Raw genomic sequence first — 19,585 nt, 5'->3', positions numbered from 1 at the left:
TTGACGGAGAAGCGCCAAGGGACAAAATCTCGTTTCCGTCCGCTGGTCGAATACCTTGGCGTTTGCACTTAGCGAACAGAAGGGCAGACGAATGGCACAAACCAAGAAAATGCTGGATCCGGACCCCCGGATTTACGACTTCGAGACCGAATACGAGCTTGGGCAAGACAACGTCCGGCCATTCGGTTTGGACATCCATAACCCGGTCTTTTTGATCTCGAGCATCCTGATCTTCACGTTTGTTCTGATCGCGTTAGCCAATCAAGAGGGTGCTGCGGCACTTTTTGGCTGGCTACGGCCATGGCTCACCAGCACGTTTGACTGGTTCCTGGTCCTGTCGGTCGATGCAATCACGCTGTTCTGTCTTGTTCTGATCGTTTTGCCGGTTGGCAAGGTGCGGATCGGTGGCAAGGACGCAAAGCCCGACTATTCCTATGCCGGATGGATTGCGATGATGTTCGCGGCTGGTATCGGCATCGGGCTGTTGTTCTTTGGAGTGATGGAGCCCGTCTATTACAATTTTGCCGAAGACGGCAACGCGGTGCCACTGGGCATCGACATCGCTGTTCCGGGCAATGAATATGCTGGAGTTGTCGGTACAATCCATCACTGGGGGCTGGAAGGGTGGGCGGTCTATGCCGCTGTTGGTCTAAGCCTGGCCATATTTGCCTATAACCTTGATCTGCCCCTGACCTTGCGTTCAGCCTTCTACCCGATCCTCGGAGAGCGTGTCTGGGGTTGGTGGGGCCATATCATCGATACGCTGGCGGTGTTTGCGACGCTCTTCGGACTGACCACTTCGCTTGGGCTTGGGGCGCAGCAAGTTGCGGCGGGGTTGAATGAGGTGTTCGGCATCGAACCCAGCCCAACGGTCACAGTTTTGCTTATCATCGGCATCACGCTGATTGCGCTGGGCTCGGTCCTGATGGGAATGGATGCTGGCGTCAAACGGTTGAGTGAAATCAACATGATCATGGCCGTGGGTCTGTTTGTCTTCGTGATCGTTGTTACCGGCGTCGGCACTGCTTTCGCACGGTATTTCAACGTAATGAAGGACTACGTGTGGCACCTGCCGGCATTGTCCAACCCATTCGGACGTGAAGACACCAGCTATTTCCACGGCTGGACAACCTTCTACTGGGCTTGGTGGATCGCATGGTCACCATTTGTGGGCATGTTCATCGCTCGCATCTCGAAGGGTCGCACAGTGCGCGAGTTCATTCTCTGCGCCCTTCTGGCACCGACGGCAGTCTGTGCCCTGTGGATGTCGACATTCGGTGGTGCTGCCATCGACATGCTGAACGCAGGCGGTGCTGAAGGTGTGCGTGCAACGGTGATCGACAGCTACGCCCCTGAGGGCGCATTGTTTGGCTTTCTCAAGGAGCTGCCTCTTTATGGTATTGTGGCCCCGATCGCTTTGGTTTTGATCGTGATCTTCTTTGTCACTTCGTCGGATTCCGGTTCACTGGTGATCGACACGATTACTGCGGGTGGCAAGATGGACGCACCGGTTGTACAGCGGGTGTTCTGGTGCACGCTTGAGGGTCTGGTCGCTATCGCGCTGTTGCTTGGCGGCGGTCTTTCCGCTCTGCAAGGTGCTGCGGTCTCGACCGGCATCCCATTCACGCTAGTGGTTCTGGTTATGTGCTACTGCTTGTGGCTGGCGCTGAAATCAGAACGGGCCAAGATGTAGGTTCTTGATCTGAGAACCTTTTGGCGTCCGCCTTTTGGCGGGCGCTTTTTTGTCACTGGACAACCGAAAAAGCCCGGAAACTTCGAGGCCAAATGGCACGGATCTGTGGCCCTGTCGCTTATGCTTTGGCGACATTCACGGCAGTTTCGAGCGCCTGATCAAGACTGTTCGCCACTTGATCTACGTCGTCCAGTGACAAACAAAGCGGTGGCACCATCCGCAGGCAGTGTTGAAACGGACCGGATTTCGACAAGATAATCCCTTGTGCGCGGCAGGCTTCGAAAACCTCTGTCGTCATGCCCTTGTCAGGCGTTTTGCTGTCCCGGTCCTTGACGAGCTCCAGCGCAAGCATCAGTCCCTTTCCGCGCACATCGCCGATGACGTGATACTTGTTCTTTAAGCCATGCAGCCTTTCCAGAAGCGCAGCGCCGACGGTACGGGCGTTCTCCTGCAATCCCTCGTCCCGCATGACGGCAAGAACGGCGCGGGCCGCGGCAGCCGATGTCGGGTTGGCACCATAGGTGTGGAACATGAACCTTTCGGCCATGGGCTCGGCAATGTGTTTCTTGGCCACAACCGCCCCGATCGGAAAGCCATTTCCCAGACCCTTTGCCATGACGACAATGTCGGGAACAACACCATCTGCCTCGAACCCCCAGAAGTTTTCGCCCGTGCGGCCAAAGCCCGACTGTACCTCGTCCGCGATATAAAGACCTCCTGCCGCGCGCACGCGCTCGGCGGCACCGGACATATAGCCGGGCGGCATTTCGATGATGCCGCCATAGCCCTGCACGCTTTCGACAAAGATGCCCGCCACATTGCCGGATGTGGCTGTGGCGATTGTGCGATCGATCTCATCCAGATAGGGCTGCGTGCCCGGCCCAAAGATGCCGCGGTATTGATTGGGTTCCGGCACGAAGGCAACGTTGCCGGGCATGCCCGGGTGGCGCCAGCCCGAGATACCGGTGATCGACTGCGCTGCAGCCGTTGGTCCGTGATAGGCGGTACGCAGCGCAAGTAAATCCAGATTGCCTGTGTAAGTGCGCGCCATGGTCATCGCCAGATCAACCGCTTCGGATCCGGAGTTGGTCAGATGCACCACCCAATCGTGGCCTTTCGGCATGGTTGCGGCCAGTTCTTCGGCCAGATGTGCTGGTGTCGGGTGGTAGAACATTGTCGTACAGTGGGTCAGTTCCTGCGCCTGTGCTGTTGCCGCCGCCACCACGCGCGGGTGCGAGTGCCCGACCGAGATACAGACATTCATGCCCAGCAGATCGGTGTATTTCTGACCATCCGTGTCCCAAAGATATTGGCCCTGACCTTTCTTGAAAACGATCGGTTCGCGAAACGGCGTGAACCGCGTCAGCGAGGCGGCATAATACTGGTCCCGTCGCGCGGCTGTGTTCGAGAAGTCCCAGTCGGTGTGAAGGGGGTGGTCGGTCATTTGGAACCTCCGGTTTTCAGGCGTGAGTTTTGGGGGTCAAAGGGGGCCTCAGGCAGGATCGTTGCCGCACGATGCTGGCCCAGTATTGAGATGGTCAGCCCGTCTCGCGCAGTCGGGTCGCGCAGATAGGCCAAAGCCAGAACCTTACCGGTCCGGTGGCCATAGGCACCCGAGGTGGCGATGCCGACCGGCAGACCGTCTTTCCAGACCGTGTGCGCGTAGAACGGATCTATCTCACCGGCGTCGACCTCAAGCAGCACCATTTCCCATGCGTTGTCCCTTGCTAGTTCGTCGCGTAGGTCCTTGCGGACAAACGGGGTCAAACCTGCCTCAAATGGGCTGCGTTCGGTCGTCAGATCACTGCCCCAACCGCGATAGCCTTTTTCAAGACGCATGGAGTTTGCAGCATAGGCCCCGTAGAATCCCAGACCATGAGGTTTGGCGATCTCTTCAAGCGTCATGAAAAGTTGCACGGCATGTTCTTTAGCCACGTGCAGTTCCCAACCGCATTCGCCCAGATAGGACACTCGCAAGGCGCGCAGGGAGAACCCGGCGATATGGGTCTCTTGCGCGGTGAGCCATGGCATATGGTTCAACTCGGGCAACACATCGGAGGATTTGGGGCCCATGACGCCGATAACTGCCAGATCCTCAGAGACGTTTCGGATGGTGACGTCAAAGCCTTTGGCAACCTGCGTCAGAAGATCATGGTCGATCTGCTCGGCCGCGGCAGCGCTGGTCAGATAGGCGTGACCCTCGGCCAAGCGGGTGACAGTGAATTCCGACAGCACGCCACCTGTGGTTGTCAGCGCATGGGTCAGGCCGATCCGGCCCGGCGGGATCGCGCGGTTCGCGCCCAATGCTTGCAGAAAGGCCGCGACATCGGGGCCGGTGACGTCGAATTTTGAAAACACGGACAAGTCGGCCATGGCGACGCGATTGTGTGTGGCCTCGACCTCTTGCGCCACCGGTTCAAACCAATTGGCACGGCGGAAGGTTTCATCGGCGACAGCTCCGGGTGTGTCCGAGAACCAGTTTGGACGTTCCCACCCATAGGCCGCACCCATCACCGCGCCGCGTTCGACCATCAGGTCATGCAGTGGAGACAGGCGCAGACCGCGCCCGGCGGGGCGTTCTTCGTGCGGATAGTGCACGCCAAATTGCAGGCCGAAGCACTCGACGGCTTTGGCAACCCGATAATCACGATCTGCCCAGGACCCAAAGCGGCGCGAGTCCACCGCCAGTGCGTCCATAGGTGGCGCGCCGTGGGTCATCCAATGGGCCAGGAACCAACCCGCGCCACCGCCCTCCATCACCCCCATGGACGAGCCGGTCAATAACCACGCGTTTTCCAGCCCGTGTGCAGGTCCGATCAATGGATTTGCATCCGGGGTGAAGGTAATCGGCCCGTTGATCACCGACTTGACGCCGCCGGTCTCCAACGCGGGTATGCGCTCCATCGCGGCCAGTATGATGTGTTCCACACTATCGAGATCCGGCGGCATCAGGTCCGCGCCAAACTCGGGTGGCACACCATCAACGGACCAGACCTTGGCGTTCTTTTCATACGGCCCAAGGATCACCCCATCGCGCTCTTGTCGCACATACCAGCTTTCTTCAGGGTCTCGGATGATTGGCAGCTCGGGCAAGCCATCTTTGATCCGGGACGATACGGCCTCAACCGTGTCTGTCACCAGATACTGGTGCAGCACCGGAACCGACGGGATGTTGAGCCCCATCATATGTCCGATCTCCCACCCCCAAGTGCCTGCGGCGTTGACCACGTGGGTGGATTCGATTGTCTCATTCCCGGTCTCAATCCGCCAATGATCTCGCTGACGCTCAATCGCGGTGACCGGGCAGTTTCGCATGATCCGCGCCCCGCCGCGCCGGGCAACTTCGGCCATCGCGTGGGTTGCCAGCGTCGGGTCTACGTGGCCGTCATCGGGTTCATAAATCCCGCCGATCAGCCCATCCAGTTTGGCCAAAGGGAAAAGCTCGGCGATCCGGTCGGGCGTTAGCACCTCCAGCGGGTAGCCGGTGAATTCGGACAGGCCGGCCACATGGCGAAACTCGTCCATCCTGTCGGGGTTGCGTGTGATCCGCATCGCACCCGAGCGGTGAAAGCCGCAATCGTGTCCGGTTTCCTGAGGCAAGATATCGCGATAGAGCCGGACAGATGTGGCGCGTAGCTCTTGGATGGTGGGATTATGCGCGAAATGGGTGCACAGCCCTGCCGCATGCCAGGTCGACCCATGGGTCAGGTCGTTTTTCTCGACCAGTATAACATCGGACCAGCCCGCCTTGATCAGATGATACATCAGCGAAACACCCATAGCTCCGCCGCCGATAATTGTGACTTGCGCTTTGATCATTCGCGCATCCTTTCGCCTGAGGGATCAAAGGGCGGTCGACGCAGAGGCCGCGCTGGATAGTCCTGCCCGGCGACCCGAACCGTGAATCTTCGATCGCATGTCTGGGTCAACGTCTCGCCCGGTTGGACCGAGACCATGGCGAAACACATGTTCAGCCCCGTACGCGGCCCGCGCCCGCCCGAGGTTGTCAGCCCGACATGGATGCCGTCCTTGAACACCGGTTCGTCATGCAACATCAGGGCATTGCCGTGAACCTGCAGAAGGATCAGGCGCTGTTGCAAGCCGTTGGACTTTTGCTGTTCCAGCGCCGCTTTGCCCTGAAACTTCTTGGCCCAGTCGATGGTGAACCCCAGACCAGCTTCCAGCGGAGTGACCTTGGGGCCAAGTTCATGCCCCCAGTGTTTGAAGCCCTTCTCTAACCGGCAGGCATCCACCGCATAGTGGCCCAACGGGCGCACGCCTGCCTTGTGGAGGGTGTCGAACAGCTGAGGGGCCTGCGCGTTTGGCACGGTCAATTCCCAGCCCAATTCTCCGACGAAACTAACGCGCGTGGCGCGGCAAGTAATGCCTGCCATTTTGGCGGTGGCGGCATGGCCAAATGCCATTTCTGAAAGGCTGCCAAGACCCTGTAGCAGCGTCCGGCTGCCACCTCCCATTACACCGATTGTGCAGAATGCTTCGGTCAAATCCTTTACAGACACATCGCCCTTCAAATGCCTGCGCAGGAACATCCGATCGCGCATCCGCGTGGCGGCGCCCGAGGTTAGATGAAACGCATCCCGAGCCAACCGCGTGATGGTCACATCCATTTCGATCCCACCGCGCGCGTTAAGTATCTGCGTATAGACAGCCCGACCAATGGGCACGTCCATCTGCGCGGTCGTCAGGTGGTTCATTGCCTTCAGAGCATCCGGCCCGGTGATGTCCAGTTTGGTAAACGGGCTTAGGTCAATCAGCGCAGTGCCCTGATCCAAGACCGCCGCTTCGGCCTCAACCAGCGGCCACCACCCCTGATCAGTTGTCGAATAGGGCTGTGCCGGTCCGTAATACAGCCCGCGTTCCCAACCGGCCGTCAGGCCAAAATGCGCCCCAGCCTCAGCCCAGAAATCATGCAGTGCTGTGGTGCGCAGACCTCGGCCGGCGTTGGGCTGTTTATATGGCCAATGCAAAGCGAAAAGATCCGCGACGGCCTCTTCCATGCGGTCGGCCATATGTTCAGCGCTGGCTGTGTGCGGGTCGACCCGGGCGACATCGACCTCCCACATGTCCATCGGGGGGTGGCCGTCGACCATCCAATCCGCCAACGCCCGCCCAATCCCCGCCGAAGACATGACCCCGACCGAGTTCATACCCGCAGCCACAAACAATCCATCGACCGTGGTTTCACCAACAAGCGGCCTTGTGTCCGCGGTAAAGCTTTCCGGGCCATTCATGAAAAGCTGAATGCCGACGGTTTCAAGGCTGGGGCACAGCTCTAATGCGGCCTCCATGAAAGGGGCAAATTGATCCCAATCCTCGGCCAGTTCAAGAAAGGGCCGGTCGCCTTCGGGGCCGTAGGCGTCCCAGCATTTGGCGTTGGGTTCAAAGCCGCCAATCACCAGCTTGCCCGCGTCGCCCTTGATATAGATGCCCCGGTCCAGATCGCGGATCACCGGAAACGGGTTGGGCAGGTCAGGCATGGGTTCGGTGACGACATACATGTGTTCAACTGACTGCAATGGCAGCGCCACGCCAACACTGGCGGCCAGCTCGCGTGACCAAGCGCCGGTGGCAATGACAACCTGATCGGCGTCCAGTTCCGTCCCATCGGTCAGGGTTACACCCGTGATCCGCTGGCCCTTCTTCCGCAGAGATTGAACCCCGGTATATTCGCGGATTGAAACGCCACGATCCCGTGCACCTTTGGCGTATGCCATGCACAAATCGACCGGATTCACATTGGCATCTTCCGGTACATAAAGCGCACCGACATGGTTTCTCAGATCAAGGTGCGACAGGGGCACGTCCGAGGCCTCGATCATGCGCGGGGTCAGTCCCAGCACCTGACCCAGATCGGCAATCCGGCGCAGCTCGTCCAGGCGGGCAGGGTCGCGGGCCAGCCAATAGCCAGCGGTTTGGCGATATCCAGTGGACATGCCAGTCTCGGCCTCAAGGGTAGGAAAAACCTCAAGTGCGGTCATTGCCAATCGGGTCATGTTTGGCGTTGCGCGCAGCGGACCGACAATCCCCGCCGCATGCCAGGATGTGCCCGAGGTCAGCTGATTGCGCTCCAGAACAGTGACGTCAGTCGAGCCGCGTTTGGCTAGATGGTAGGCCAGGCTTAGGCCAATGGCGCCACCACCGATGATCAAGATACGGCTCATCAGAAGTAATCCTGATCTGGCTTCTCGGCCTTACGCATCGCGATGTAATCCTGCAACCGCGCGTCAATATCAGGGTCGATACCGGGATCTTCGTATGCGTCAATCCGCTCTTTCCAGATTGCATTGGCGCGGGCTGCGGCATCCAACTCTCCGGCCGCGTGCCATTGTTCGAATGAATTGTCATCCGGGGTCCAGGGCCGGAACAATGCGGACATGAAATTGGCCTGCGTATGCTCAGAGCCCAGAAAGTGTTGCCCCGGGCCGGTCGCGGCAATTGCCTCCATCGCCTGAGCGTTCTCGCTCATGTCGATTCCATCGAAGAACCGTCCGACTTTGCCGCACAGATCATGATCCAAGATCGTTTTTTCGAACGAGGTCACCAATCCACCCTCGAGCCATCCCGTGGCATGGTTGATCAGATTGGCACCCGCGAACATCGACATCATCAGGCCCCATGTGGCCTCTTGCTGGCTTTGGGCGTCCGGAACTTTTGAGGCGCTGAGCGTGCCAACCGTGTGCAGCGGCACCCCCAGCCTGCGGGCAAGCTGACCGGCCGCCAAAACCATCAACCCGGCTTCGGGCGTACCAAAAGTGGGCGCACCGGATTTCATCGACATGGTCGAGGCGAAACTGCCCATCAAGCAGGGTGCCCCGGGGTTTACCAGTTGGGTCAGCGTCATCGCTGCCATGGTCTCGGCCAACACCTGAGCCAACGTTCCTGCCACGGTGGACGGCGACATGGCCCCGGTCAGAACCCAAGGGGTGCAAGCGACCGGTTGCCCGGCCCGGGCATAGGTTTTCAAAGCGCCCGACATGTGGCTGTCCATCACCAGCGGCGCGTTTGTGTTCGAGACGCAATACAGCACGGCGTTTTCAGCCACGAAGTCTTCGCCGAACACAATCCGTGCCATGTCGATTGCGTGGCCCGCGCGTTCGGTCCCGATAAAGGCCCCCATAAAGGCGCGGTCAGAATGGCGAATATGACCATAAAGCATGTCGAGATGGCGCTTGTTGGCCGGTAAATCCACCGGTTCGCAGACCACGCCGCCCGAATGGTGCAGCCAGGGCAGGCTGTGATGCAGCTTGACCAGATCGACGAAGTCCTGATGCGAGGCATAGCGCCGCCCGCGGTCCAGATCATGCACAAAGGGCGGACCCCAAGCCGGGCATAGCACGCTGGCGTTGCCGCCCAGCTGAACGTTGTTGGCCGGGTTTCGGGCATGTTGAACGAACTGAGCCGGCGCTGTTGCCATGATCGTTTTGCGGCAGAACCCCGGCGCGAACCGCACACGCGAGCCATCTACGTCACAGCCTGCTTCGGCAAAAATGCCTAGAATCTCTGGGTCGTCCTGAAACTCCATCCCGGTTTCGGCAAGGATGGTATCCGCATTGGCCTCGATCTGTTCCAACCCTGCCTCGCTGAGGACATTGAAGGTCGAAAGCTTGCGCAGAATAAACGGCGCGCGCGCCTCGGGAAGAGTGCGAGGTCCAGCCGCCCTGCGGCGTCGAGATGAGCGCGAACGTGTCATGGCCAAAGCGTTGACCGAGTGCTTGACGTAAACCAAGAAAATTCCAACAGTATAATAATTATTTATACTAAGGATGAGCAATGCTGGATCATCGTAAACTCTCACCAAGTCTGATGCGTTCACTTGAGGTCTTCGTCGCCGTTGCGGAAACGGGTCAGATGCGGGCGGGCGCAAAACTTCTGAACCTGTCGCAGCCAGCGGCGTCCCAGCACGTCACGGCGTTGGAAAAGGCATTCGGCACTGTGCTTTTGGATCGCAGTACGCGACCGGCGCGGCTGACCTATGCGGGTGCGCGTTTGCATGGAAAAGCGCAGAAAATTCTTGATGCGCTTTCGGACATGGAAACGGAATTGCGCCATGTTGGCCAGAAATCCCTGACGCTGCTGCGAGTCGGCATCCAGGCCTCAATCGCCACAACGCTGACGCCCTCTTTGGTCGATTTTGCGCAGCGCGAGTTCAACGTCGAAGATATCACCTTGCACGCCGGTCAAAGCGGTAACCATGAACACCTGCTGCGGACGAAACAAGCGGACCTCGCGATCACATCCAATCCGTTTCTGGATATGGATGGATTGGAGCGGCATCACGTTTTAACCGAAAGATACCTTCTGGTTCTTCCCGAAGCATATGACGGCCCGACAGACAGCCTGGAAGCGATCCAAACGCGGCTTCCTCTGGTGCGGTTCGGAGATACAACCAACGCGGGCCGCCAGATAGCGCAGCATCTGCGCCGGTTGCGTTTCGAGCCCGACAAAGTCATCCAGGCGGACCGGTCCAGCATGGTTACGTCCTGTGTTTCCGCAGGCCAGGGGTTCAGCCTTTTGACGCCGACATTGCTGATTGATGGTTTGGTCGAGAATATGAGTCTGCAGTTGAAAGATCTTCCGGTCTCGGGCCTTTCACGCACTTTGACAGTTGTCGCCAGAAAGGAAGAGCTTCAGAGTTTTCCGGAGGCGCTTGCAGACATGTCCAGGCAGAAATTGGTGCAGCGCATCACCGGCCACATGGGCGACACCGGAGCAAGAAGCGTAGAGTATGATTTGGTCTAGCGCACCTAGGATTGGTCCAAAGTCGCCACCTGTTGGTGAACTTCGACAACATTGCCTTCGGGGTCGCGAAAGAACACTTGGTGCCACTCTTTCGAAAAGGCAGTGCCATAGTCCGAATAAGGAACCGCGTTTTCATCAAGTATCCTCAGGACCGCGGCAAGATCATCCGTTCGGAACGCAATGTGTCCGCGGCTCACTGGATTGATGACCTGATCATTTTTGAAAGCGACGTCAAAGTCCCGTTCCGCCAGATGCATCTGCATGCTGCCGTCTGTAGCAAAGCGAATTTGGCCATCATATCCTGCGTCTTTAGTGGCTTCAGAACGCGGGAAATTCTGCTGCGGAATATCATCCAAACCCAAGACGTTTGTATAAAAGTCATGCAGGCGATCTACATCGTCCGCCACCAGGTTAATGTGATGAAATTCCAGCTTCATTTGGTTCCATTTTACTTGTCGTCACACACTGGATGTGTGCTTGGGGGACTGAGGTATTGAGCAGCTGTTGATCAGGTCCCGGGATAGTGCCGACAGAGTTAGTGAACTGCAAGCCGGATTGAGCCCCGCTATACCGCTACTCCGAGCGCGCGTTCCCTGATCCAACAAAAAACGCCCGCCAATTAGGGCGGGCGTCTAAAATCCAAAAGCGGCAGAAACCGGTATTAGCGGCGGATGCCCAGCTTTTTGATCAGGTCCTGGTAGCGCGCTTCTTCTTTGCCCTTCAGGTAGTCCAGCAGCTTACGGCGCTGGGCGACCATTTTCAGCAGACCGCGACGACCGTGGTTGTCTTTCTTGTGGGTCTTGAAGTGCTCGGTCAGGGTGGTGATGCGCGAGGTCAGGATGGCAACCTGGACTTCTGGCGAACCGGTGTCGCCGTCCTTGGTGCCGAATTCTTTCATGACGCGTGCTTTTTCAGCGGCAGTAATCGACATCGGGGTCTCCTTTAAAAGGTTAGAGTTGATGGCGCAGGCCGGGATGTCGTCCAGCACAGGCCCATGGAGAAAACCGCACCGATTCCGATGCGGATGGGCGCGTATAAGCGGATTTCAGGCAAATGGCAAAGGGATTCTATTGCTTCAACTCAGCGCATTGAGCTGCGACAGTTCCTGACCGTTGATCAATTGGATATCGTCCAGGGTCAACCCTTTGGCACCCAGCAGTTGGGCGACGTCTTGTCCGTCGACCATGATACGGGTCAGGTTTTCGTTTTCAGCGTCTGGTTCAATGTTGATCTCCGGATCTTCCTCGCCTTCCCAAGAGATCAACAGCTTGTCTTGCCCGGGCTCAAAATCCATGACCTTGACGGCGTCGTCGTCATCCTCGGGGTTCAGTTGGATGCTGTCAGCGCCTTCGCCTCCGGTCACGATATCACCGCTATGGGCAACAATAGCGTCGTCGCCGGCACCGCCATTCAGAAAATCCACCGAATCTTCGTTTTCGCCATCCTCACCGGTCAGCACGTCGTCACCGTCGCCGCCAAACAAGACGTCTTCACCTGCGCCACCAGCAAGCTCATCGTCGCCATAGCCCCCATGCAGCGCATCGGAGCCCGCGCCTCCGGTCAGCGTGTCGTTGTTCTGACCGCCATACAGGTCGTCATCCCCATCACCGCCGTCCAGCCTGTCGTCGCCGAAATGGCCAAAAAGCTTGTCGTCGCCATCATCTCCGGACAGGACGTCATCGTCGCCCTCGCCATGCAAAACATCATCGCCATCGCCGCCCTGGATTGTATCAACGCCATCGCCGCCATGCAGGGTGTCATCGCCCATGCCCCCCAGCACAGTGTCGTCGCCACCGTAGCCGTTGATCTGGTCGTCGCCATCTTGCCCAGTCAGAATGTCTGCTTGGTCGTCCCCGGCCACAACCAAATCGCCTTCGAATTCTGAGACTATGGTCCCGGTCGAAGGCTCTTCGACTTCGTCGATGTTTTCACCAATCTCGAGATAACTGCCGTCAGAGACCGCTTGCGGTTCATCTTCGATGATCTCGTCTTCTTCGGTGTCGTCGTCAGCCTCGATAATACCGCCCATCGCATAGGCTGCTCCGCCCATTGCGGCCAGGCTCAGCAATCCGAACAAAAACATGGCAACCCTCCGAGAACGCACTGCTCCGAGGATGAAATATCCCATGTGATCAGCCAGTTGGTCAAAGCCAAGCTGAACTTGTGGTTAACCGTTGGTCACCAAGGTTCGGGCTGTTGGGTATAGGCGATGTAAAGCGGATGCTTGGGGTGTCCGGCCTTGGTCAGCCCCAGATGAAACAGCGTCTGCCCGGTGCCGCGCAGAAGGGTTTCAACCGCCGGGCCACGGTCCAGATGCGCGCCATGGGTGCCCCAGGCGGCGATGACCTGATCGGCCCATAGCACGCCGTCCAGAATAGCCGCGTCGTTCTCGGGTCCTACCGGATCGGCAGCAGCGCGCATCTTGCGTGGGTCGGTGTCGCGCCATGCGAAGATGTTGGTTACCTGAAACGCTCCGAACCCCAGCGCCCGCGCGCGGCGCTCGCAACGTTCCACTGTCGGGTCGTTCTGAACCTCGGTCGCAGTTGACGGGTTCAGCATCACGAACAGCGCTTTGCGACCTGCCGGATCCCAGATGCGGGTCAGGCTATAGCGATAATTCTCGCAGTCGGAATAGATGGCGGTCGAGGGCGCGTCGCCCTTGGTGTGGGAACGGGTAATCATGGACTTCGCCTAGCACGTGGCTTAGGTAACGAACACCCGGCTGGGGTGCAATTCGCCGGATTTGTAGATCCCGACCGCCACGGCCTTGCCGTCCAGCGAAGCCCAGGCTTCATCGCCGTATTCCACGTCCGAGGCCAGAACCATGCCCGGATTGCCGTTGCGTAGGCGGGTGGCGCCTTCGGGTGTGCATTTCAATTCAGGCAGGTCGGCGAGGCCGGTTTCCAGCGAGTGCAGGTAATCGTCCAGTGCGGTTGTCTTGGCCATCTCATCAATCTGTTCGATGCTCAACCCGTCGTCAACCTCGAACGGGCCGGACCAGACGCGGCGAAGAACTTTGACGTGGCCGTGGCATCCCAGCGCCGCGCCCAGATCACGCGCGATCGAGCGGACATATCCGCCCTTGCCGCAAGTCATCTCTAGCACGACGTGGTCTTCGTCTGGGCGGTCAACCAGAATCAACTCTTCGACCCAAAGCGGGCGGGCGGATAACTCTACTTCCTCGCCATCGCGCGCCAGTTTATAAGCACGTTGCCCGTCAATCTTCACGGCCGAGAATTTGGGCGGGACCTGCATGATATCGCCCAGAAACGGGGTCAACGCCTGTTTGATGTCGTCATCCGAAGGGCGCGCATCGCTTTGTGCGATCACTTCGCCCTCGGCATCGTCGGTGTTGGTTGCCTGACCCAAGCGCACGGTGAAGGTATAGGCCTTCAGCGCGTCAGTGATATAAGGAACGGTCTTGGTCGCCTCACCCAGCGCCACGGCCAGAACGCCGGTTGCTTCGGGGTCCAGCGTGCCCGCATGGCCTGCTTTCTTGGCATCCATTGCCCACCTAACCTTGTTGACCACAGCGGTCGAGGTCATGCCCGCGGGCTTGTCCACCACCAGCCAACCGGAAATGTCGCGACCCTTGCGTTTGCGTCCCATTCTACACCTTGAATCTTACCGAGGCGCGCGACCTAACGGATCGTTCTGCCACTGTCAATTTCAGGGCGTATCTTCGACCACACCTACAATAGGGCCAAGCGAAAACCCGACATCCGACCGATTGCCCGCGCGTTCATACATCCGAGAGATATTGCCGTCGAAGAACAGGGCATTCGGCGTTTCAAGGACATCGCGGAACAGGCTGCCGAATTCGTGGAAGGTGACATAGTCATCAGAGATCGCGAATACCGCCCGTGTCCCATCCGCGCTGGTACCAACGCCGTTGCGCACATAGCGCGAGGTCGAATCGGGCAGGAAGCGCGGGTGCAGTTCACCGTCTATGACCAGCATCGGGCCGGATTGCGTGGCGAAACGGCACTGCGGGGCCTGATCCACGTAATCCAATGTCTCAAACACGTCGGCGCGGCCTTCGCGGATGCAAAACACTCCGTTCGGCAGCAAACCGAAATTGCCCGGCCCGGCATTGGGGATCACCCGCATCTGTTCCTGGCCGCCTTCGACATAATGCCCGACGGGCGAGCGGTCGTCATGATACATGCCCGCGTTCATGGCAAATGCCAGACGCTTTCCCTGTGGGGCCAGGGTCTTGTTCACTGATGAGAAATGGCCCAGCACCTTACCGTCTTCATCATTGAGGAAGAGGCGCAACTCTTCGCTGGCGGCATCCACCTCGCAGACGGTGTACCGCTTGTCCTCATGGGTCACCTTCTCGCATGTGACCGCTGAGGCCTGCGCGGCCCAGAAGACCGCGCCCAAAATGACAAATGCGCGGATCACTCGTCCAGATCGCGGCGCACCGCGTCCTGATCGAACATGCGGCGCGTGTCATCCATTCGGTCAAAGGTGTCATCGAGACGGAACCGCAGATCGGGTGAGAATTTCAGACCGACCTTCTTGCCGACCGCCCGCCGCAATTCACCCTTGTTGCGGGCCAGCAGCGCGATCACATCCTCCTGCCCCTTGCCGCCCAAGGGCAACACATAGGCGGTGGCGATCTTGAGATCGGGCGAGGTGCGCACCTCACCCACGGTGATTGACATGCGGTTCAGGTCGGGGTCGTGGACATCTCCGCGCGCCAGAACCTCGGACAGGGTGCGGCGGATCAGTTCGCCGACACGGAGCTGTCGTTGGGACGGGCCGGGGCCATCGTGGAATTTGTTCTTTGCCATATCCCCGATCTAAGCCCAAAGCAGGACTTTGCCAAGCGGGCGCGAACGGGGTAGGAGGCTTTGAGCCGAATTCAACAAAAGGACCAGCGCTATGACCCATATTCCGGGGATCGTCATCACAGGGGCTTCGGGCCGTATGGGGCAGATGCTGATCAAAACCGTGACGAACAGCGATCAGGCGCGTTTGGTTGGTGTTGTTGAGCGGACGGGCCATGACTGGATCGGTCAGGATGTGGGCGAGGCGATGGGCGGTCAGTCGCTGGGCGTCACCGTCACAGACGACCCGCTAGAGGCGTTTTCGCAGGCGCAGGCGGTGATTGACTTTACTGCGCCCGAGGCGACGCTGGAGTTTGCCGCTTTGGCCGCGCAGGCACGTTGTGTGCATGTGATCGGCACCACTGGCATGTCGGATGAGCAGATTGCAGCGCTGGAGCCAGCCTCGCGACACGCGGTGATCGTGCGGGCAGGGAATATGAGCCTTGGCGTCAACCTGCTGGTGCAGCTGACCAAAAAGGTCGCCGCAGCGCTGGATGAAGATTTCGACATCGAGATTGTCGAAGGGCACCATAACCACAAAGTCGACGCGCCCTCGGGCACCGCGCTGATGCTGGGCGAGGCCGCCGCCGAAGGGCGCGGGGTTGATCTGGCCGATGTGTCCGATCGAGGCCGCGACGGCATCACCGGCGCGCGCAAGCGGGGCGATATCGGGTTCCATGCCATTCGCGGCGGTGACATTGTGGGCGAACACGACGTGCTGTTCGCAGCCCCCGGAGAACGCATCGTCCTGCGCCATCTGGCCACCGACCGCGCCATCTTTGCCCGCGGCGCGCTGAAGGCGGCGCTGTGGGGGCAAGGCAAGGCTCCGGGTCAGTATGACATGGTGGATGTGCTGGGGCTGTAAGGAATCCTACCTGAACGCGGCGATCCCCGGCGGTTCTGCATGTCCCAGGTCGATATGCGCGAACAGAGCATCCAAACGCTGGTCCCATGTCGGGAACTGACCTGTCAACGCATAGGTCAGACGCTCTGCTCCGATTGATATGCCTAACGGTGCGGCCTCGCCGCCGATGATGATCTCTCCGATTTCGGTCCAGTTGGCAGATGGTGGATAGGATTCGGGTGCGGGTTCAGTTTGATTGCCGACGCGGTAATAAACGCCCATTGTGACCAGATAATCCTCGCCAAACGGATCTGGAAAGAAATAGCCTGAGGCGTCGCGGGCGGCCAATGCCTCGGCCTCATCGCGCAGCAGGACCTTTTGCGAGAACGGCAAGTTCATCCCATCCAGAACCGAGCGCACGTCATCGGCCTGAGGCACGCTGACAAAAGCAATGCGGGATGGGTCAAGGCTGAACTCTTCAGTCAGAAGACGCACCATAAGTTCCGTGGTATCACGCCCGCTGACCGCGTCTTCTGGATGGCAGCCAACCTCGTGAAACAGGGGCAGGACATCGGGGCGGTTTTTTTCTTCCACATCTGCGACGCGAGCCAGCGGTTGTATGACGAAAGCGTTTGGTTGCAATTTCTTTTGCTCGAAATCGTGCCGCAGCCCGCCATTATAGTCGACGTTCCCGGTGACAATCGAAAAAGGTTGTGACTCGGAAAACCCGAGCTTGGCGAACGCGGCTTTGAGGCCAGCCAGTGTTTCGGCGAACTCGGCCTCGAACGCCTCATTCTGGCCAGTTGCGCCGATAGCAAATCGCGGTAGCGCCGCACTCGCGGTAGCTGCGGTGCCTAGTTGTACCAATTTCCGACGGTTCAATCCCATCTGCGCCTCCCTTGTGCACACACAGGGAGAGTATCACAGAAGTTTGCGGCAAAGGTTAAGGGAATCTGAAAAGAGCCGCCCGGAAGCGACAGGTTTGGCTACAGATCGCGTATCTTGTCCGCGCGCAAGGGGCAGGCAAGGTAAACGCCGAACTCTTTACCGATATCGGCGCTGACCCGGGCGTGCACCCGGCCCTGCCGATCAAGGAAGCGCTGGTTGTCTTCAACGGGGAATATCCCTTCGTGCCAGATGCCGGGATGAATATAGAGGCCACGCGTGCCGTCACACCAGAATGCGACCACTTTTTCTGGCGTCAGGTTGTCGCCGGGCAGGGCGACAGGCACGATGAAGGGCTTGTTGTCCAATGGCCAGAACATTTGCCCGCCATCGGGGTGGTAGTTCATGTGCCACAGTAGAACCTGATCGCGCGGTGCCGTCTGCAGATCGGTCTGCGCCTGTTGTGGATCAGCGGACCAACCCAGAACATAGTGGCCTTTGACGGCCTCGTTCTCACCATAAAGCACGTCGCCTTGCCAGTCGCATTTGAACGTGCCTTCGACCCAGCCGCCCTCGTCACCGGTGCCTTCGTCAATCTGTCGCCAGCCCTGTTGCGGCCAGCGAGCGATTTCAATCTCGAAGGTATCGGGGTTATCAACCAGACAGCCATAGCCTTTGACCGACGTGTCCGTGGCCCGGATCAGCGGAACCTCGTGCCAGGGAAGGGACGGTTTCGAGCTGGCCTCGAAGATGTATTCCGGCGCGCTCATGATGTGCCCAGATGCCTGTCGACCATGCGCTGTACCATCGGTGCGAAATGGACGAAATCCGGCGTTTCCATGTCAGCCCGCTTGCCAGCCTCGTCCAGATAGCGCACCTGAATGATCTCTTTCAGGTTCGGATTGCTCTCGAACTCTCCGACCTCTTCCGCGCTCATCGGCCCGCCCTGCAATTCCAGCGTATGGACCGAGGCGGTGGACAGACGATTGAAGTATTCTGGTTTGGTGGCGCAGAGATACCGCTTGGCTGCCACGTGATAGCGGCAGCAATCGGTGATGACCGAGGGGAAGAACTGTTCCAGCACCTCAGCGCCTGCATCCTCGTGATGACGGTCCTCGGTGTCATCCGGGTGATAGGTGCCGAACTCGGATGTGAAGTGCCCGATATCGTGCAGCAGCGCGCCGACGATGATTTCCTCGGGCTGGCCGTTCTGCTCGGCGATCGTTGCACCTTGAAGCATGTGTTCGGCCATGGTGACGGGCTCACCCAGATATTCCTCACCGCCGCGGCGGTCGAAGATATCGCCGATGAAGGCCACGATATTGTCCCGGCTCAGGGTCGAGAAATCGGGCTTCATTCTGCGGCCTCCGGTTGGCTCATCTCCATCGCGGCCAATGTGGACAGCAACCCGTCTTTGTCGGCGTAACAGCCCTGTAACCAACGAGAGCCCGCACCGGAATAGCCCAGACGCGCGTGCAGCACGCGTGTGTTGTCGACGATGAAGCTTTCACCCGGTTCCAGCTTGAACGACACGCCCATGGCGGGGTCGTCGATGATCTCGCCCAATTGGCGATAGGCGGCGTAATAGGCCTCCATCTGGTCGAACGGCACGTCGACGAACGGCGCGGATGAGCGGTTGTTGAACCGGATACCGACCAATTCACCATCCGGTGAGAGTTCAATCATCGGGCGGCGTGACCGTAGGCAGATACCGTCCGAGCCCTTGTATTCGAATCGGGCGGGGTAGCCTGCCAGCAAGGCAAAGCCTTCCGGGTTCTGTTCGCGCAGCTTTTCAGCGGCGCGGAAGCCGTCAACCACGATGGAATCACCGCCCTCTGCGCTGTTTTCCAGACAATAGAGGATTTGCAGCGTCGGAACCGGATCACGATAGGGGTTGTCGGTATGCGCCTGCAGACCAAGGCCGGTATAGGCGAGGTTGGTCGGGTTCACCTCGGTCCGGACCTCAAAATAGGGGCCGTAGTTGGTTTCGCGCACATAGCCGAACAGATCAGCGACTTTCAGCAGGGATTCCGGTTCAGTCGGGCCGCCGGTCAGCTTGGCAAAGCCGTATTCGGCCACCGCAGCTAGCCATCCGCGTTTGGCGCTGGGATTGGCGTGGACCTCATCCCAATCAGCGCTGGGCGCGTCGATGCCGCGTTCCCAGGTGGTGATGCCGGGGGCTGTCCGACCGGTAGGAAGGCTGTGATCGCGGTCATAGCTGTGCGCGGCCAGCCAGTCGGCGGGGAAGGTGACGGTCTTGCCTTCGGGCTGAAAGGTGACTGTCAGATCACCATTGCTGATTTCGGCGGCGCTGACCGAAATGTCTGAGGGGATATCACCGATGGTGATCAGACGTTGGCCATTGCCGGGCGCGCGCGTTTCGGGGTCCAGCGCGTTGTCGCGTAGCCAGATGGCGTGAAAGCGAGCTTTGGTGCCGGTGTCGAACTCAACGGTCACGACCAAGGTGTCATGGGTGGCAGAGCGCAGCATGGGGGGTCTCCTGTTCAGCGCGGGCTTTGGTTGAGGAGATACGCCTCTTGTGGCATTACGACAATTAATCCTTCTTTC

At 59.1% G+C, this 19,585-nt stretch carries 18 protein-coding genes; 3 read left to right on the top strand and 15 right to left on the bottom strand.

The annotated features are described in order from the left end of the window. The first annotated feature begins 91 nt into the window (after positions 1-91). Positions 92-1,693: a BCCT family transporter gene (locus AC2FIS_RS09265; protein ID WP_496772998.1), complete on the top strand. Its 1,602-nt coding sequence runs from the start codon at positions 92-94 to the stop codon at positions 1,691-1,693. 118 nt (positions 1,694-1,811) lie between these two features. On the opposite strand, the gene AC2FIS_RS09260 is transcribed toward AC2FIS_RS09265, so the two are convergent. From AC2FIS_RS09260 to AC2FIS_RS09245, 4 genes are read right to left on the bottom strand one after another with little or no spacing between them, the layout of a single operon-like run. Further along, entirely contained in the window at positions 1,812-3,137 is a 1,326-nt protein-coding gene (locus tag AC2FIS_RS09260) for an aspartate aminotransferase family protein (protein ID WP_496772997.1), read from the bottom strand. After that, positions 3,134-5,512 (bottom strand): GcvT family protein, encoded by a 2,379-nt coding sequence (locus tag AC2FIS_RS09255; protein ID WP_496772996.1) that lies wholly within the window; start codon positions 5,510-5,512, stop codon positions 3,134-3,136. The genes AC2FIS_RS09260 and AC2FIS_RS09255 overlap by 4 nt, the downstream gene beginning before the upstream one ends. Beyond that, positions 5,509-7,875: a GcvT family protein gene (locus tag AC2FIS_RS09250; RefSeq protein WP_496772995.1), complete on the bottom strand. Its 2,367-nt coding sequence runs from the start codon at positions 7,873-7,875 to the stop codon at positions 5,509-5,511. Before AC2FIS_RS09250 ends, AC2FIS_RS09255 begins: the two co-directional genes overlap by 4 nt. Further along, positions 7,875-9,404, bottom strand: coding sequence for a trimethylamine methyltransferase family protein (locus tag AC2FIS_RS09245; protein WP_496772994.1), 1,530 nt, complete (start codon positions 9,402-9,404; stop codon positions 7,875-7,877). Before AC2FIS_RS09245 ends, AC2FIS_RS09250 begins: the two co-directional genes overlap by 1 nt. Before the next feature lie 80 nt (positions 9,405-9,484). On the opposite strand from AC2FIS_RS09245, the gene AC2FIS_RS09240 reads away from it, so the two are divergent. Next, on the top strand, positions 9,485-10,453 hold the full coding sequence (locus AC2FIS_RS09240; protein ID WP_496772993.1) for a LysR family transcriptional regulator: 969 nt from the start codon (positions 9,485-9,487) through the stop codon (positions 10,451-10,453). Between the two features lie 5 nt (positions 10,454-10,458). On the opposite strand, the gene AC2FIS_RS09235 is transcribed toward AC2FIS_RS09240, so the two are convergent. From AC2FIS_RS09235 to rbfA, 7 genes are all read right to left on the bottom strand, one after another. Then, complete coding sequence (locus AC2FIS_RS09235) at positions 10,459-10,890, bottom strand: VOC family protein (RefSeq protein WP_496772992.1); 432 nt, start codon at positions 10,888-10,890, stop codon at positions 10,459-10,461. Positions 10,891-11,114: 224 nt separating this feature from the next. Continuing rightward, positions 11,115-11,384: a 30S ribosomal protein S15 gene (gene rpsO, locus AC2FIS_RS09230; protein ID WP_039543122.1), complete on the bottom strand. Its 270-nt coding sequence runs from the start codon at positions 11,382-11,384 to the stop codon at positions 11,115-11,117. Between the two features lie 144 nt (positions 11,385-11,528). Next, positions 11,529-12,536: a calcium-binding protein gene (locus AC2FIS_RS09225; RefSeq protein ID WP_496772991.1), complete on the bottom strand. Its 1,008-nt coding sequence runs from the start codon at positions 12,534-12,536 to the stop codon at positions 11,529-11,531. A gap of 95 nt (positions 12,537-12,631) precedes the next feature. After that, a complete protein-coding gene (locus AC2FIS_RS09220) occupies positions 12,632-13,135 on the bottom strand; it encodes a DUF1643 domain-containing protein (protein ID WP_496772990.1) in 504 nt (167 codons plus the stop codon). A 21-nt stretch (positions 13,136-13,156) separates the two neighbouring features. Beyond that, entirely contained in the window at positions 13,157-14,062 is a 906-nt protein-coding gene (gene truB, locus AC2FIS_RS09215) for a tRNA pseudouridine(55) synthase TruB (protein WP_496772989.1), read from the bottom strand. A 60-nt stretch (positions 14,063-14,122) separates the two neighbouring features. Then, positions 14,123-14,860, bottom strand: coding sequence for a phosphodiester glycosidase family protein (locus tag AC2FIS_RS09210; protein WP_496772988.1), 738 nt, complete (start codon positions 14,858-14,860; stop codon positions 14,123-14,125). Then, the gene (gene rbfA / locus AC2FIS_RS09205) at positions 14,857-15,252 is read right to left on the bottom strand and encodes a 30S ribosome-binding factor RbfA (protein WP_058274960.1); all 396 of its coding nucleotides are present in this window, start codon (positions 15,250-15,252) and stop codon (positions 14,857-14,859) included. The genes AC2FIS_RS09210 and rbfA overlap by 4 nt, the downstream gene beginning before the upstream one ends. Before the next feature lie 91 nt (positions 15,253-15,343). Here rbfA and dapB point away from each other — a divergent pair, with 91 nt between their 5' ends. Then, a complete protein-coding gene (dapB, locus tag AC2FIS_RS09200) occupies positions 15,344-16,153 on the top strand; it encodes a 4-hydroxy-tetrahydrodipicolinate reductase (RefSeq protein WP_496772986.1) in 810 nt (269 codons plus the stop codon). 6 nt (positions 16,154-16,159) lie between these two features. Here the strand turns inward: dapB and AC2FIS_RS09195 are convergent, their stop codons facing one another. From AC2FIS_RS09195 to tmpA, 4 genes are all read right to left on the bottom strand, one after another. Further along, positions 16,160-17,020, bottom strand: a complete 861-nt coding sequence (locus AC2FIS_RS09195; protein ID WP_496772985.1) for a hypothetical protein — start codon at positions 17,018-17,020, stop codon at positions 16,160-16,162. Between the two features lie 98 nt (positions 17,021-17,118). Continuing rightward, a complete protein-coding gene (locus AC2FIS_RS09190) occupies positions 17,119-17,787 on the bottom strand; it encodes an ureidoglycolate lyase (RefSeq protein ID WP_496772984.1) in 669 nt (222 codons plus the stop codon). Further along, a complete protein-coding gene (gene tmpB / locus AC2FIS_RS09185) occupies positions 17,784-18,374 on the bottom strand; it encodes a (R)-1-hydroxy-2-trimethylaminoethylphosphonate oxygenase (RefSeq protein WP_496772983.1) in 591 nt (196 codons plus the stop codon). The genes AC2FIS_RS09190 and tmpB overlap by 4 nt, the downstream gene beginning before the upstream one ends. After that, the gene (tmpA, locus tag AC2FIS_RS09180) at positions 18,371-19,507 is read right to left on the bottom strand and encodes a 2-trimethylaminoethylphosphonate dioxygenase (protein WP_496772982.1); all 1,137 of its coding nucleotides are present in this window, start codon (positions 19,505-19,507) and stop codon (positions 18,371-18,373) included. The genes tmpB and tmpA overlap by 4 nt, the downstream gene beginning before the upstream one ends. Positions 19,508-19,585: the final 78 nt, after the last annotated feature.

The organism is Ruegeria sp. CDSB113, from assembly GCF_059611045.1.
This window is presented reverse-complemented; position numbering and strand designations above follow the sequence as displayed.